10 protein-coding genes and 1 pseudogene are annotated in these 16,218 nt (G+C 42.2%); 6 read left to right on the top strand and 5 right to left on the bottom strand.

Going from position 1 to position 16,218, the window contains the following annotated elements; genetic code table 11:
- Nucleotides 1-44 precede the first annotated feature (44 nt).
- Together BGP78_RS00055 and BGP78_RS00050 are read right to left on the bottom strand one after the other, a co-directional pair.
- Entirely contained in the window at nt 45-1,352 is a 1,308-nt protein-coding gene (locus BGP78_RS00055; protein WP_119859493.1) for an NAD(P)/FAD-dependent oxidoreductase, read from the bottom strand.
- A 148-nt stretch (nt 1,353-1,500) separates the two neighbouring features.
- Nucleotides 1,501-2,367 (bottom strand): AraC family transcriptional regulator, encoded by an 867-nt coding sequence (locus tag BGP78_RS00050; protein WP_119859492.1) that lies wholly within the window; start codon nt 2,365-2,367, stop codon nt 1,501-1,503.
- Between the two features lie 315 nt (nt 2,368-2,682).
- Here BGP78_RS00050 and BGP78_RS00045 point away from each other — a divergent pair, with 315 nt between their 5' ends.
- From BGP78_RS00045 to BGP78_RS00030, 4 genes are all read left to right on the top strand, one after another.
- Complete coding sequence (locus BGP78_RS00045; protein WP_119859491.1) at nt 2,683-5,646, top strand: TonB-dependent receptor; 2,964 nt, start codon at nt 2,683-2,685, stop codon at nt 5,644-5,646.
- A 172-nt stretch (nt 5,647-5,818) separates the two neighbouring features.
- Nucleotides 5,819-7,072, top strand: a complete 1,254-nt coding sequence (locus tag BGP78_RS00040) for an MFS transporter (RefSeq protein ID WP_119859490.1) — start codon at nt 5,819-5,821, stop codon at nt 7,070-7,072.
- A 2-nt stretch (nt 7,073-7,074) separates the two neighbouring features.
- Nucleotides 7,075-7,941 (top strand): ROK family protein, encoded by an 867-nt coding sequence (locus tag BGP78_RS00035; protein ID WP_119859489.1) that lies wholly within the window; start codon nt 7,075-7,077, stop codon nt 7,939-7,941.
- Nucleotides 7,934-10,465 carry a family 20 glycosylhydrolase gene (locus tag BGP78_RS00030; RefSeq protein WP_119859488.1) on the top strand — a complete coding sequence of 844 codons (2,532 nt, stop codon included), beginning with the start codon at nt 7,934-7,936 and terminating at the stop codon, nt 10,463-10,465. Before BGP78_RS00035 ends, BGP78_RS00030 begins: the two co-directional genes overlap by 8 nt.
- An 87-nt stretch (nt 10,466-10,552) precedes the next feature.
- Here BGP78_RS00030 and BGP78_RS00025 read toward each other — a convergent pair whose 3' ends face one another.
- A complete protein-coding gene (locus tag BGP78_RS00025; RefSeq protein ID WP_119859487.1) occupies nt 10,553-11,533 on the bottom strand; it encodes a 2-hydroxyacid dehydrogenase in 981 nt (326 codons plus the stop codon).
- Complete coding sequence (locus BGP78_RS00020) at nt 11,499-12,014, bottom strand: glutathione peroxidase (RefSeq protein WP_119859486.1); 516 nt, start codon at nt 12,012-12,014, stop codon at nt 11,499-11,501. The genes BGP78_RS00025 and BGP78_RS00020 overlap by 35 nt, the downstream gene beginning before the upstream one ends.
- Nucleotides 12,015-12,153: 139 nt before the next feature.
- Between BGP78_RS00020 and BGP78_RS00015 the strand changes: the two genes are divergently transcribed.
- Nucleotides 12,154-13,041 carry an NAD(P)-dependent oxidoreductase gene (locus tag BGP78_RS00015; protein WP_119859485.1) on the top strand — a complete coding sequence of 296 codons (888 nt, stop codon included), beginning with the start codon at nt 12,154-12,156 and terminating at the stop codon, nt 13,039-13,041.
- A gap of 51 nt (nt 13,042-13,092) precedes the next feature.
- On the opposite strand, the gene BGP78_RS00010 is transcribed toward BGP78_RS00015, so the two are convergent.
- Nucleotides 13,093-15,858: a methyl-accepting chemotaxis protein gene (locus tag BGP78_RS00010; protein ID WP_119859484.1), complete on the bottom strand. Its 2,766-nt coding sequence runs from the start codon at nt 15,856-15,858 to the stop codon at nt 13,093-13,095.
- A 210-nt stretch (nt 15,859-16,068) separates the two neighbouring features.
- Here BGP78_RS00010 and BGP78_RS00005 point away from each other — a divergent pair.
- Nucleotides 16,069-16,218: pseudogene (locus BGP78_RS00005) on the top strand (IS3 family transposase); the annotation flags it as partial.

Genomic DNA, 16,218 nt, shown 5'->3' with positions numbered 1-16,218 from the left:
TGTTTAGCCTACTAAAACTTGCTACTGCTTAAATAACGTAGATATTAATGTAGTTTCATTTTTGGTCTTACTATTTTCAGCATTTTCTCACTGAGCCATAGAATGAATGTGCGTAAAGAACCGTGTATTGCACGTTGGTGCATGCGGTAAAGTGATACGTACATTAGTCTTGCGATTTTACCTTCAATAAAAAAACTGTTTTTAGTTAAATTGCCCATAAGGTTACCCACCGCAGTAAACTGAGACAAGTTAACAAGGGAACCATGATCTTGGTATTTGAATTGTTTTAGGGGCAATCCAAATATCTCTGCTATGAGGTTCTGTTGGACACACAATGCCATTTGATGTGCTGATTGGGCACGGGGTGGCACAATACTCCCATCGGCTTGAGTGAATGAGCAGCAATCACCAATGGCATAGATTGAATCACACTGGGTACTTCGTAAATATGAATCGACGTTGATTTGGTTATTTGCATTGAGTTCAAATATATTAAGCTCCTTTATAAAGTCAGGGGCTTTAACTCCCGCAGCCCAGACTTTTATATCTGCTTCAATTTCTGTTTCTAGGTGGGTTTCAAACGCCGTTGCAGAGGCAGATTTTACTTTAGTATTTTCAAATACGTTTACGCCGAGTTTTAGTAACTCTCGTTTTGCTGAGTTGGCGATTCGTTCAGACAGGGCGGGGAGTATTCTAGGACCCGCTTCGATTAAGCTTATTTTCAGCTGATCAGAGGTCATATTATTTAGCCCATATGTTTTCAGTAAATGTGTAACATGATACAACTCAGCTGAGAGTTCTACGCCTGTTGCACCACCGCCAACAATGGCAATATTAAGCGGTTTATGTTGGGTCGTGTTGCTTTGGTGAATACGGGTGAAGTTATCGAGCAGCGCATGTTGAAAACGTTCTGCTTGTGTATGGGAGTCTAAAAAGAAGCAATGTTCTGCTACACCTGGGGTATTAAAATCATTACTAACACTGCCGATAGCCAGTATCAGTTTATCGAAGTGAATTTGTCGTTGTGGCAGTATTTGTTGGGCAGATTCATTCAGTAAAGGCTTGAGTGTGAGCTGTTTTTGCTGAGTATCTAAAGTGGTGAATTCACCTAGGATAAACCGATAATGATGCTTAGCAGCATGTGCCGAATACACCACGCCATCTAAATCAGCATCCAAAGACCCTGTGGCCACTTCATGTAGCAAGGGCTTCCATATATGATTTCTATTTTTGTCAATCAGTACGATATCAGCGTGTTTTTTCTTTCCTAATTTATGGCCCAATTGCGTCGCAAGTGCTAACCCACCAGCACCTCCACCAACAATCACGATTGTAGGGCGTTTTGTAGACATAGGTATTCCTCATAAAGTAATAAAGGAATACTTATTATTGAGCGTGTCAATATTGCTAAGTAGCGCTGAGTAGTCCTTTACAACCTAGTACCATGAGGATGTATGCCTATAAGTTAACATGGATTTGACTCCAAATTAAAGACGGATACTAAATTAATGTTGCTTGATGAATTCGTGATCTAAATTCACTCGGCGTACATAGTTTTATGGCTAAGAAGCGCCGGTTAAAATTGGAGATATTATTAAAACCGCATTGGTCGCTTATGACCGAAATAGGCACTGAGCTGTTGACTAATAGTTTACAGGCCTTAGCTATTCTTAGTTGGTTAATAAACTCTGTCACGGTGCATTCAGTGCGCTTTTTAAAAAAACGATGAAAGTGATTGGTACTCATATGGATGTATTGAGCGAGGGAGTCGACACTGAGAGGATCGCAGTAATTGTCATAAATATAATTGAGCACTTTTTCAAATTTATCTTTTGCGGGATCCAGCGTTCTTGGAAATGAAAATTCTTGACTAGATAGAGTCTGTGATTCGTTAGTACTTAACGTATGCAGTAAAGACATTAATAAGTTGAATCGATGAAGCGGATCTGCACTGTCTATTGCTTCAAAAAGAGGAAGCAGAGATTTTGCCGTTTGCTCGCTAAAACGCACTCCGCAGCGTGCTTTGCGTAATAAGTGATTTAAATCTGCGAGTTCTGGATTGTTTTGTACTAACCCTTCAATCCATTGAGAAGGGAGCTGTGCAACATGTACCAGCTGTTCTGTTCCGTCATGATTGGGCTGTGATTGCCAAGTATGTGGTAAATCTGGACCGAGTAATACCAAGTCAAAGTTACCGTATGGTGCTATGTGATCGCCAATATGGCTCACGCCTTGGCTATTTAAGGTTAAACAAATCTCATATTCGGCATGATAGTGCCAATTGAATGGGATTTCGTTTAATTTATAGAGGCAATATCGCCATGAACAGTTGTCTGATGGGATGATTTTCTCACATAAAGCTCTCATAAATCGCTCCTTTTATTTAAGCTTAACAAGTTATTAATACATGATGATTAGTTAAGCATCTTAAAGTGATACGATTCAATTAACCATTAGTACGATCCTTGCATTTGTTGCTGTAACTTACTAAAAAATATATTAATTTTTCATTTCATGTAAATTATATGTAATGACAGCGATGTCAGGTAGGTAGGTGAGTATTAATAGATGATAGATATTGCGCACTTTTATTAAAAGCAACTGTTGAAATAAGGGGGTACCAAAAATCTTGGTAGTAAATATGAAACTATCTAACAATATAAAAATTATCAGAGGAATGACATGAACAACAAGAGATCATTCAAGCTTTCCCTTATCAGTTACGCAATTTTAGCAGGTGTTATGTCTAGTCATGCCTTAGCGGTTGACGGGCAAAGTGAAGAGGAACTTGAAGTAATCGAAGTGCGTGGTATTCGGGCTTCTACAGAGAAAAGTTTAAATACCAAGCGCTTTGCTGATGGGGTTGTTGACTCCATCACAGCTGAAGACATTGGTAAGCTTCCAGATGCGACTATTGCAGATTCGCTGCAACGTATTCCTGGTATTCAAATTAGGCGCAGTGCGGGTGAAGGGTCGACGATTAATGTTCGTGGTATGCCTCAAGTCACGACGTTGCTTAATGGCGAACAATTTTTAAGTGCAGGTTCATTGACGAAGGTACAGCCAGACTTTACAGACATTCCATCCAGTTTGGTTGGGGCAATGAATGTGATGAAGTCACCGACTGCGGACACATTGGCTGGTGGGATCTCTGGTACCGTTGATTTGCAAACGAGAAAGGCATTTGATTTAGCTGAGGGATTCACTGGTGCTGCATCAATTGAGGCTGCAAGGGGTTCTTACTCTAAAGAAACAGACCCTAAAGCCATGGTTTTTGCAGGCTACAACGCCGATAAGTTTGCGGTGTTAGCTACCTTATCAAAAGATGAAGTGACGCTGGCAAACTATCGTTTAGGTGCAACGAATCACGGTTGGGTTGGGGCTGTCCCAGAATCTGGGGAGTGTTGGTATTGTCCGCAAACAGATATGAATGGTGATGGCGATACAAATGATGCGGAATACACGTACGTCAGTTATGGGATGGTTAATCGCTTTACTGAACGTGAAAGAACGGGGGCTAATGTTAGTTTTCAAGCCCAGCTATCAGACACATTCGAATTAAATGCCGATGTGTTTTATACCAAAATGGATGATGCAGATCGCCAAAGAGGATTAATGGCAGACAATGCATGGGGCGGGCATTGGCAATGGCAAGATCAACATAACCCAATTAATCGAGGTGAAATATTAGCGTCTGGCCATAGCTTGTATACTGCGCAAGATATTACGTTGAATGCTCCACGTGTGGTTGCGCACTCAGAAAGCCACACCAATAAGAGAAAATCGACCAACTACAATATTGAACTTGTTTACCAGGGTGACGGGCCTTTTTCAGGAAAAATGCGCTTTATAACGGCAGATGCATCTCGCAGTCATACTGAAAATGTTGCTCAAGGATATTTAACCAATGGTTTGGCGCATGGTCTGCGTCGTAATGAAGGTAATGGCCCGATAGCGGTGAACCCGGGTGGATATGGCCCAAATACAGTGCCGATGCGCTTTGACTTTACGGGTAAATATGCAACGTTAATGCCGCCGTCATCATTACAGGGTGAAGCATTTGGCTCTAATATTAATCGTTATTCCGTCACATCAACTTACTCAGAGAATAATTATGATGAAGACGCGTCTTTAGATGTATTGCGGTTGGACGGTGAGTATGAGTTTGATACCGATCATTTGAATGCCATGCGTTTTGGCGTACGCTTTTCTGAACGAGATATTTCGCGAGATCAATATGTGTTATTAGCGCCATTCAATAACCCTGTGGGTGAGGGGAGCGTTAATGTTATGTGGAAAGACCAAGGGTTAGCGGCGTTTGACACAGACGGAAGTGGCGGTACGCCAAGTGCCTCTGCAGGTGACTTAACCATGGGCCATGATAATTTGATCACGTTTGCGAGCCTGCCAGAGGGCTGGGTGCAGTCGGTATCTGATTTTGGCCCCAATAATATTGGTAGTATCTACTTTATTGACCCGAAACAGTTGGATGACCCCTTTGCCTTCCAAAATAGGTTTTATCCTGGAAATGTGCGAGGCATGGTCCCCGGCAGTTCTTACAAAGTGACCGAGCAGACGCAGTCTCTTTATTGGCGTGCAGACTTTTCTGGGGATAATTACCGAGCTAATGCGGGTTTCCAATACATTAAAACCGATTTGGAAATAGCGCAAAACGTGATAGGAGATTCTATTTGTACTAACTGCCCAGGCACCGTTGCCGAAGATGCAGGCGATGTGATCACGGATAAGTCTTTTTCAGATTTTTTACCGTCGTTCAATTTAAGCGTTAATTTAAGTGATGATGTCGTCTATCGTGCTGCGTGGGGTAAGACAATGACAAAACTGGATCTGCAGCAAATAGCAGGGGGGCTAACCATCAGCCGTACTCGTGCGGGTGATGACCTAGCTGCTAGAGAAGGGATTTCTCCAGACTTACTCATCGCGACAAATGCAACGATGCAAGGAAACCCAGAATTAAACCCTTGGCGAGCAGAAAATAGCGATATGGCGGTAGAGTGGTACTTCTCTCCGAGTGCGATGGCGAGTATTGGTATCTTTAATATCAAATTGGCTTCATTTATTGAATCAAGTACCTGGTTACAGGCAATGCCTGATGGTGATGAAGTGATTCGTAGGGAAGTCACCGTTAATGGTTTGGTAAACGGGGCTGGTGGAACAATGAGCGGCGCTGAGTTTTCATATCAGCAAGCGTTCGACTTTTTACCTGGTATGTGGAGTGGGTTAGGGGCATCTTTTAACTATACCTACAGTGATAGTGAAAGTGGTCGCACTGATTTAGATGGTGAAGCGCTGCCGTTAGAAGACAATTCTAAAGAATCTGCCAATGCAGTACTGTGGTATGAAAAGTCAGGGTTTCAATTTAGATTGGCGGCTAATTACCGCTCTAAGCGTTTAGCTGAAATTTCAGTTCCTTATGGTATGGGTGATACGGCAATTTGGACTGAACCTACGACGTACATTGATATTTCAGCCAGTTATGATGTTGATGATAATTTCACGGTGTTTATGTCGGGTAGTAATCTGACTGAAGAATATGAAACCAATTATGCACAGTGGAAAGATAACCGCATTTCTCAAAACATTTATGAGCGACGACTCACGTTTGGTCTTCGTGCACGCTGGTAAATATATAAAGCTTAAAGTAAGTGCTGCATAAGCGGCACTTACATTACCAACAAGGCTTTATAGAGCAAAAAAACTCCCAAACCTAAGGCAATGCAACCCCTTGAGTCGTGTGTTTGTATCTCTACGAATACGCTCTAACGCTATTGCCTTATCTAAATTTTGAGGTAGGAATATGAACGTGAAATATGGGATTGTGGTGTTGGTATTGATCACTTTTTTTATGGTGTCGTTTATTACCAATATTCTTGGCCCGATTTTCCCTGAACTCATCGATGACTTTAATATTGGTATTACGTTGGCCGGCTTTTTTCCGTTTGCTTTTTTTGTGGCCTACGCAGTGATGTCAATTCCAGCTGGCTTACTGGTGCAGGCGAGAGGAGAAAAACCGGTGATGTTACTCGCATTCACTTTGGCTGGCGCTGGGTCTTTGAGCTTTGCGTTGTCTCCGTCTTTTTTGGTGGCTATGTTTGCGTTATTTACCATCGGGTGTGCGATGGCCTTGTTACAAGTTGCTATTAATCCGCTGTTACGGGTAAGCGGGGGGAGTAAGCATTTCGCGATGTACTCGGTACTTGCACAGCTTATGTTTGGCGGTGCAGCGACCTTGTCTCCGATAGTCTATAGCACTTTTGTTGAAGGGATTACGCTGTATAAAGGAGTTGGCCGCTTTTTTATCGGATTAGTGCCTAGCTCAATGGCGTGGCTCAGTATGTATTGGCTGTTTGCTGCTTTGAGCTTGGGTATGGTGGTTTATATATTGTTGACTCCGATAGCAAAGGTTGAACGTAATTGTAATGAGTTACTTAGCGTAAAGCAGAGCTTAGCACTGTTAAAAAATCCAATTGTTGTTAAGTTTTTCTTTGCGATCGTCGCATATGTTGCTTTAGAGCAGGGTGTTGCAAATTCAATTTCTTTGTTTTTACAGTCTTATCATGGGCTAGATGCGCACACTCATGGTGCGTATGCGGTGAGTCAGTTTTGGTTGCTGCTAACAGTAGGCTGTCTAATTGGGTTATTACTTTTGAAGTTTTTTGATGCACAGAAGTTATTAATGGTCTTTAGCATGGGTGCTGCTAGTGCTCTGTTGCTTGCGTTATTTGGCAGTAAGTCAACGTCGCTGTTAAGTTTTTCTGCCGTCGGGTTCTTTTTATCTATTATGTGGTCGGTGCTGTTTTCTCTCGCCCTTAACTCTATGCAAGTAGGCCATGGTGCAGTGGCAGGTATTTTGTGCACCGGGATTGTAGGAGGCGCTATTGCCTCTCCCATTTTAGGGTTGGTGAGTGAGACTATTGGCTCTCAACAAGTTGCAATGTTGGTGTTGTTGATCCCACTTGCCTATATATTCAGTGTCGGCATGTGGACTAAACCTTTGATTAAGAATCATACGGTGAGTTTATTTAATCGTCGAACAGAGGTGTCACAATAATTATGAGTGGTGTTTTGTGTATTGATTTAGGTGGGACTAAAGCCCATGTTGCTGAGGTATCTAATAATGGTCTTGGCAAAGTACATCGTTATGATGTGCCTTCACGAGGTTCAAAGCAGGCGGTTTTAGCGTTTATAGAACAGATCATCGCAGTGCATCTAAGTGTGCAATGTATGGGTATTTCGCTCGGCGTGCCAAGCAGCGTGAGAGTGGCTGATGGCTATATTATAGAAACGGTTAATATTCCAAATTTGCATTCGGTCTCATTGAAAGAGTGGCTATACAGCAAGTTTGGTTTACCGGTTGTGGTTCATAACGATGCGAACTGTTTTACATTTGGCGAGTATCAGTATGGATCACACTTGCCGTGCAATAATTTGATAGGGATCACCTTAGGGACTGGGTTAGGCTCTGGGGTTGTGCTTAACGGAGAACTATATATAGGGAGTAATGGTTTTGCTGGAGAGTTTGGCAGTTTTACATATTTAGAAGGTATTGTAGAAGAGTATACCAGTGGGCAGTTTTTTAAGCTGTTGGGACTTGATGGCGCGCAAGAAGCAGAAAAAGCAAAGCTTGGAGATACGAAGTCTAAAGCTCTATTCAATCAATTTGGACAACACCTCGGCCATGCGATATCACTGATATTATTGGCATTTGACCCAGATAAAATTGTGCTTGGCGGCTCAGTTACGCAGTCATATTCGTTATTCAAAAGCAGTTTATTTTCTTCTCTTAGCGAGCATAGCCACGAGATGCTTGTATCACATCTTTGCGTGCAGCCGAGTCGATTGCAATATGCACCCTTGCTAGGGTCATTTGCTTTATTTATTAATGAAATCCCCCATGCAAAGGAAGTATTAAATGGTTAAGTATTTAATTGTAGTGTTGTTTATTATTAGTTCTAACGCTATTGCATTAGAGCAGGTCGATTTGGATAAAATGTCACGTCAATTAGATGTGAAATATACACTTTTAGAGGCAAATGCAACATGCCCTGCACATGTGGCGCAGTGTTATTTATCTGAGCTTGCCCTCACATTACCGTATGATCTGTCAGATAAGAGTTGGGTCATTTATTTTAGTCAACTCATGCCAATCATACATGGTTCAAATCAGCAGTTTGACATAACGCATATTAATGGCGATCTGCATAAAATTAGCCCATCAGAGTCCTTTACGGGGTTTATTGCTGGGAAGGCGCATAAACTACGGTTTTATACTCAAAATTCACAGATCACCCGTTCTGAGTTTATGCCTAATTACCTACTATCAGACGCTAAGCATGCGTTGGCAGCGAAAGTTATTGTAAGTACTTTAGTGGGTGAAGATGCAACGACCGGTCTTGAAACTCAATCCTACCTCGCACCGTTTACGACGCTATCACAACTAAGAACCAGTAAAAGTGACAAAACCCCTTGGATGGGGCCTCGTTATCACTTTGAAAATAGCCACAAACCACTCGAGACAAGCTCTCCTGAAGGGATCATTCCAAAGCCCAGCGCGATGCAGCTTACTTCTGATAAAAAAGTTGATTTATCAGGCGGTATTCGCTTAGTACTTAATGGCATCACGCGAGAGAGTGTTTCAGCGGCGCTAGAAAGAATGTCTACTGTTGGAGTAAACGAACGAGAAAGCGGAGTATTACTTGATATCTCATTACGTAAAACGAGTGGAGCGAGGGATGAAGCTTATACTTTGCAGGTGACAGAAGCGGGAATATATATTACTGCTAACACGAGTTCAGGGGCTTTTTATGCACTGCAAAGCTTGATGGGGTTATTAGATGGTAAATCTTTACTGGTTAATGAAGTGAAAATTAAAGATAGCCCTCACTACAAATTTCGCGGACTACATATAGATGCTGCTAGAAATTTTCGCTCTAAACAATTCGTGCTTGACACCATCGAGCATATGGCCAGTTATAAATTAAATCGCTTACATTTACATTTGGCCGATGATGAAGGTTGGCGGCTAGAAATTGATGGATTGGAAGAGCTCACCGAAGTAGGAGGGTATCGCTGTTTTGATTTATCAGAGCAAAACTGCTTATTGCCGCAACTGGGCGCGGGGAATGATAAGGGGTCATCAGTAAATGGGTATTACAGTCGCCATGACTATATTGATATTCTTCGTTATGCAGATAAGCATCATATTACGGTGATCCCGTCGCTTGATATGCCCGGACATTCTCGTGCAGCCATTGTATCTATGGAAGCGCGGTATAGGCGTTTAACAGCGCTTGGTAAGCATGAAGCAGCGCAAAAGTATCGTCTAGTTGATACTGATGACAAGACAGTATATAGCTCTATTCAGCATTATAACGACAACACATTAAATGTCTGCTTGCCTCAAACCTATGCATTTATTGATAAAGTATTAGACGGTGTACAAGGTTTGCATCGCCAAGCGGGCGTGCCGTTAAATACGTACCATATTGGTGCCGATGAAACGGCAGGTGCTTGGTTAAAGTCGCCCGCTTGTAAAACCCTGCTTAAGACCTACGGATCACTAAATGGCTATTTTATAGAACGCGTTGGCCAAATGGTGACTGAAAAAGGAGTACAAGTTGCGGCATGGAGTGATGGTTTAGGAGATGTACGTGTCCATAACATGCCCACGAATGTGCAAAGCAATGTATGGGGAACGTTGGCAGAGGGCGGGCATGTAGTTTCACATGAACATATGAATAGAAAGTGGCAAGTCGTTATTTCTAACCCTGATGTAACGTATTTTGATTTTCCATATACATCACATCCTATGGAGCGGGGTAATCACTGGGCGACGAGAGCGGTAGATACTCGTAAGGTATTTGAGTTTATGCCTGATAATTTACCAGCTCATGCAGAGGTTTGGCGTAATAGCCGTTACCACCATTACGAGGCGAATGATATTCAAAGTGGGCTAAAGCAAGGTGTCATGGCCACGGGTATTCAAGCGCATTTATGGTCTGAAATGATCCGCACAGACAAACAAGCCGAGTACATGTTGTACCCGCGTTTACTGGCGTTTGCCGAGCGGGCATGGCATAAACCTAAATGGGCATTGGAGTATAAAAAAGGGCGTATATATAGCGCATCTTCCGAGTATTTTGACAAAACAGCGCAATTAGAAAGAGAGGCTGATTGGCAGCGTTTTATTAGTATTTTAGGCTACAAGGAACTGCCAAAGCTTGCCAAAGAAGGTGTTTTCTATCGTATTCCACATGTTGCCATTGGGTTGAATAAAAATGGAGAAACGACCTTTTTCACCCCAATACCAGGGTTTGATATTGAAATAAAAACGGCGCAAGGCTGGCAACCAGCACACGGAGGTATTCCTTTAGCTCACGTACTAGCTGTACGGGCAAAAAGAGGAAATAGGGTGGGTAGAACACAATTAATGAACAGCCCCTAACCGGTATGGAATAAAAGGCGTTGTGTTTACATTTTCAGCATTAGGAGAACGAAGCCGCAGGCCTAACAGTGTGCTTCGTTTCTCATGCTAGATAACTTGATTCGTCAATGTGGCCCCTATGTCACCTTCATTGAGGTTACTGATGGTTACTTGGGCTATTTGACAGAGCGCTTCTTGGGTAAAGAATCCTTGGTGACCAGTTATGAGTACATTAGGAAAACTAACTAAGCGGGTAAAAATGTCATCTTGAATTATTTCTGAACTGCGGTCTTTAAAGAAAAGCTCAGACTCTTGCTCATAAACATCAAGCCCTAGATAACCAATTTTGCGACTTTTTAGTGCCTCAATACAGGCCTTACTGTCAATCAGTGCACCGCGGCTGGTATTTATTAACATCACACCGTGTTTCATCTTGCTAAAAGCTTGTGCATTCAATAAGTGAAACGTGGCGTCGTTTAAAGGGCAATGTAGGCTAATAATATCACTTTGAGCAAGTAGCATGTCGAGTGTGACTTTGGTATAACTTCCTTCACCAATATTTGGATCGAACACCAACACATTTGCACCAAAGCCATTTAAGATTGAGATCAGTGCTTGGCCTATTTTACCAGCGCCAATAATGCCAACGGTTTTATTGTGCAGGTTAAAGCCTAATAAGCCATTGAGATCAAAATTGTCTTCTCTCACACGGTTATATGCTTTATGTGTTTTACGACTTAACGTGAGCATAAGTGCAATACAATGCTCAGCGACAGCTTCAGGGCTATATGCGGGGACTCTGACAACCTTAATATTGAGAGAGTTTGCCGTGTGGATGTCGACGTTATTAAACCCGGCGCACCTTAGCGCAACTAAACCTACCCCAAAGTTCGCGAGTTGGCTTAGGATCTGCTCACCAACATCATCATTTACAAATACACACACTGCATCAAAACCTTCACACAAAGACACTGTCCGTTCAGACAAAGGTTCACTAAAGTAGGTAAGTTCTAAACTTGGGTAAGATGATAGCGCGGTATCAAAAAATGGCTTTTCATAACTTTGCGAACTGAATAGGGCGATCTTCATTATATAAATGGCTCTCTATAACCGGTTTTAGGGTTTCAGGTTTGGTGCGAGGAGCATATCTTGAGACGAGCTCGCCCTCTGAGTTTACTAAAAACTTAGTAAAGTTCCACTTAATTGCGCGGTTTTGTGCGATGCCTCGCGTGTTTGATTTCAAATAATTAAACAATGGATGGGCATCGGGTCCGTTGACTTGGACTTTGTTACAAACAAGAAAACTCAGGTCAAAATGACTGTTGTAAAACTCTTTTAGCATTGCGTCTTCTAATGGCTCATTGCGCCCAAATTGATTACAGGGGAATGCCAAAATTTCAAGGCCCAATGGCTTATATTTTTTGTAAATTCTTTCTAAGGCACTGAGTTGACCAGCAAAGCTACATTTACTAGCAATGTTTGTGATCAAGACAGGATTACCTGCCAATTGCTTGAGCGAGAGTGTTTCGCCATTTAGCAACTGCACACTGTATCGATAAATTGTTTCCATTTTACGCATACTCCTTCACGGGCATGTTGTAAATTAGTGTTTTTAATACCTAATTCGTGTTTTAAATTTGCTATACGCCAATTAATTGGGGTATAAAATCTCCATTGTTAATACCATATCAGCGAAATAGGACAGAATTATGTCAATCAAAGTGGCATTTATCGGATTAGGGGTAATGGGTTATCCAATGGCTGGGCATTTGGCCCAAGCAGGGTATGACGTAACTGTGTATAACCGAACAACACAAAAAGCACAAACGTGGGTTGAACAGCATAGAGGCAACTATGCAGAAACACCGAGACAAGCGGCACTCGGTGCACAGTTTGTTTTTATGTGTGTAGGTAATGATGACGACCTTAGGTCGGTTGTGTATGGCGATGAAGGCGTTTTAGCGGGTATGGCAGCTGACTCTATCTTAGTGGATCATACGACGACCTCAGCTAAAGTGGCGCGTGAAGTTGCTGAGAATGCAAAGCAATCAGGTGTTCACTTTATTGATGCACCAGTGTCCGGTGGTCAAGCGGGTGCTGAAAATGGGGTGTTAACGGTCATGGCGGGTGGTGAGCAAATCTGTTTTGATAAAGCTCAGCCAATCATGGCTGCATTTAGCCGTTTTAGTCAGTTACTTGGTGAAGTGGGGAGCGGTCAAACGTGCAAAATGGTCAATCAAATTTGTATTGCGGGTGTTGTACAGGGATTGGCTGAAGGCTTGCACTTTGCTAAACAAGCAGGACTTGATGCTGAAAAGGTTGTTGAAACCATTTCTAAAGGGGCTGCAGGGTCTTGGCAAATGGAAAACCGTTATAAAACCATGAATGCGGGTGAATACGAATTTGGTTTTGCTGTTGATTGGATGCGCAAAGATCTTGGTATTGCGCTTGATGAAGCGCGCAGCAATGGAGCGACATTGCCGGTAACCGCATTGGTTGATCAGTATTACGCAGATGTGCAAGCATTAGGGGGCGGGCGTTTTGATACATCAAGCCTGCTGGCTAGGTTAGATGCTATTCATAATAAAGCAAAATAATTTAACTCAAACACAGTCCAGAATGAGCTGCTGGACTGTGTTATACCTCATCTATACTTCAAATCCTGACATAAATCGATTGAGTTCATTGGCCTGATGAGACAGGCTATTACTTGATGAGTTAGCACTTTCTACCAAAGATGTGTTTTTCTGAATAATACTGTCCATCTGCTTTATGGCGACATTAATTTGCCCAATGCCATTTGACTGCTCAGTACTTGCAAGTGCGATATTACTCATGAATTTCGATAATTGTTTTATACTATCAACAATGTCGCTGAGAGTTTGACCTGATTCAGTGACAAGCTGGACACCGTGGTCAACTTTAATTGCGCTATCATTTAATAATGCTGATATTTCTTTGGATGCATTGGCACTGCGTTGTGCCAGTTCTCGCACTTCTGCGGCGACAACCGCAAACCCCCTGCCAGACTCACCGGCACGCGCAGCTTCAACGGCGGCATTCAATGCCAATAAATTAGTTTGAAAAGCAATTTCGTTTATCACTTCGATAATATTCGATATTTCACTGGAGCTGTTACTTATTTCCTTCATTGCACTCACTGTAGAATGGACAAGCTCACCGCCTTGCTGTGCTTGTTTATCGGCCTCATTGGCCAGAGAACTCGCAGAGTGGGCATCTTTTGAGTTGACAGTAACTGTATCGGTTATATCGTTCATGGATGCGGTTGTTTGTTGTATAGAAGCAGCTTGCGACTCGGTTCTTTCACTTAAGTCATTCATCCCAGACTTTATACCACTGGCTGAGTTATTTATGGTGTTAGCTGTAGCGCGGATCTGACTGACCATTTTGGCTAAGTTCGATACAGAGGTATTCACTGAGTGTTTAAGGGCATTAAAATCACCTTGATAGTCACCTTGCACTGACTTGGTTAAATTACCCTCAGATAAAGCAAACATGACCGTTTTACACTCATTTAATGGTTCAGAAATGGCATCTAGGGTTAAATTAATGCCTCCAACGATGGCGGCAAATTCCCCTTGATGCAGTGAGTTATCAGCGCGTTCGTCAAGTTGCCCGTTACTTGCTGCTTGAGCAAGGTACGCGGTATCTTTGACCATATTCTGAATCGCGTTAATGGAGGTTACTAGGCTACTTCTAATTTGGAGGAAATCCCCTTTATAATTGTCACTAATATTAGAAGGTAACTGACCTTTTGCAATTTGGTCTAAGTAGTCTGCGGTAAGACGGACGGGCTCGACAATAACATCTAACGTGGTATTAAACCCTTTCACAATACTTTGAAAATCACCTTGGTGAAGTGTAATGTCTGCGCGTTTAGAGAGCTCACCTCGGTTTGCAGCCTCCATCAGCATATTAGTATCTGAGATAAGTGCGTTAATCGCGCCAGTCGCCGTTTTTAGGCTATGGTTTATTTCTAAAAATTCGCCGCTATAGTCACCATTGATGGTGTCGGGTACTTGCCCAATCGCAATTAAATTGAGTGTGTCTTTCGTTTGCTTTATTGGCTTTGCAATTGCTTCTAGTAAAGAGTTTATGCTACTGGCTAACGTATTCATAAACCCCGTAAATTCATTGGCTTCGAGCCTAGTGGCTAGTTGTCCCTGCGAAGCGGCTTTAATAATTTTTCCTACTTGTATTTCTGCATAACGTTGCTCTGTTAAATCAGAAAACTCATAAACAACACCTAAAGTAGCCCCATTGGAGTCAACAACAGGCCCAGCAACGACACTTAAGATGACTGGGCCAAAAGTAATTTCACAGTCGACCTGTTGCTCACTGGAAGAGGCGAGTTTTTTAAAGCAAGGTTGTTTGCTGAATAAGCTTTGGGTATTGGCACCTAGCAATGTGTTTATTTGCGCCTCGGGTTGCACAGTGGAAATTTGTTCGTGGTAGCGCTTAAACAAATCGCGACACTGTTGATTGGCATAAATGATCTCTCCTTGCTGTGAACTGAGCATAACGGGCGCTGCGGCATTATCCAGAGCTTGCTTTATTCTGTTATTCTCCTGGGCTTGAACTTTTTGCAGCGCCATTTGTTGTTTGAGATCTTCAGTCATGTTGAGCAAGTTTTGTTGCATGGTCGCGAGGTTTGCTAACAGCAAACCAATTTCATCTTTTTTATGACCTTTAATATCGTTAGATAAATTACCGGATGCAATTTGTTCGGCATACATTGATGCATTACGAATGGGGCGAGTAACAAGCCGTTGTATATATATCGTCATAAGCACCAGAATGACACTGGCTAAGATGAGCATTATTACAAAGCTTTGTATTAAAACTTGCTCTTTTTTTGCAGTTAGAGTGCTTGAACGCACTTCAACTAACTCAGTGATGGAGTGGGTTATGTCGTTTAACAAAGCTGCTGAGGTTCGGTCTATCCCCTTCACCGCGACATCGCCAACTTGGGTGTTGAATTGTGAGGCATCATATTGTTTTAATCCGTCTCGATAGAGTGCCCCCAGTTTTTGATGTTCAATTTGAAACGCCTCTAGCTTTTGCGCGACTGAGCCGTGCAAACCTGTATCATTTAATAATTGTGCTATTGTATCTTGAATTTCTTGTTCATTTTTTTCGAATCGTTGCCAATACTTTTCATATTGTTCGGTATTACTACCGCGGATCAAGACGTTTTTCCACTCCTGAACCTGGGTTTTAAACTGATTTGACATTAAGCCGACTTGTTTTCGTGTCATCAGTTCATTGTTTATTAGGGAGTCTAGCTCAGCAGCCACATTTTTTACTGAAAACAAGGTCATGAGTGCACCAATAAGGATCAGTGAGAGTCCGGTGATCACACAGATCATGAGTTTGGCTTTTACGCTATTCATGGAAGTCTTCCTTGCTAGGTTTCATTTTCATATAGTTATTAAAAGATAGTAAAAATTTGCATAAACTCAAGGTGTTGTTGAAGGTATAGGGTGGGGGAATGATACACATCAAATTACAAGGTGCTAAAAAGGCAGGGCATAAAAAGTAGCTTTTTATGCCCTAAATACTGTCTTGTCCTGAAATGTGTTTACACATATAGGACTTATTTTATGAAGAGCACTAAAACTAAAGGCATTAAGCGTACTCAACGAGACTATACATTAGGCTTTAAATTATCCATTGTTGAGCTAGTAGAAAAAGGCGAATTCACGTATAAGCAAGCGCAAAGTCATTACGGCATTCAAGGTCGTAGTACCGTT

The sequence above is a fragment of the Pseudoalteromonas sp. MSK9-3 genome, from assembly GCF_003590335.1.
Taxonomy (GTDB): domain Bacteria; phylum Pseudomonadota; class Gammaproteobacteria; order Enterobacterales; family Alteromonadaceae; genus Pseudoalteromonas.
This window is presented reverse-complemented; position numbering and strand designations above follow the sequence as displayed.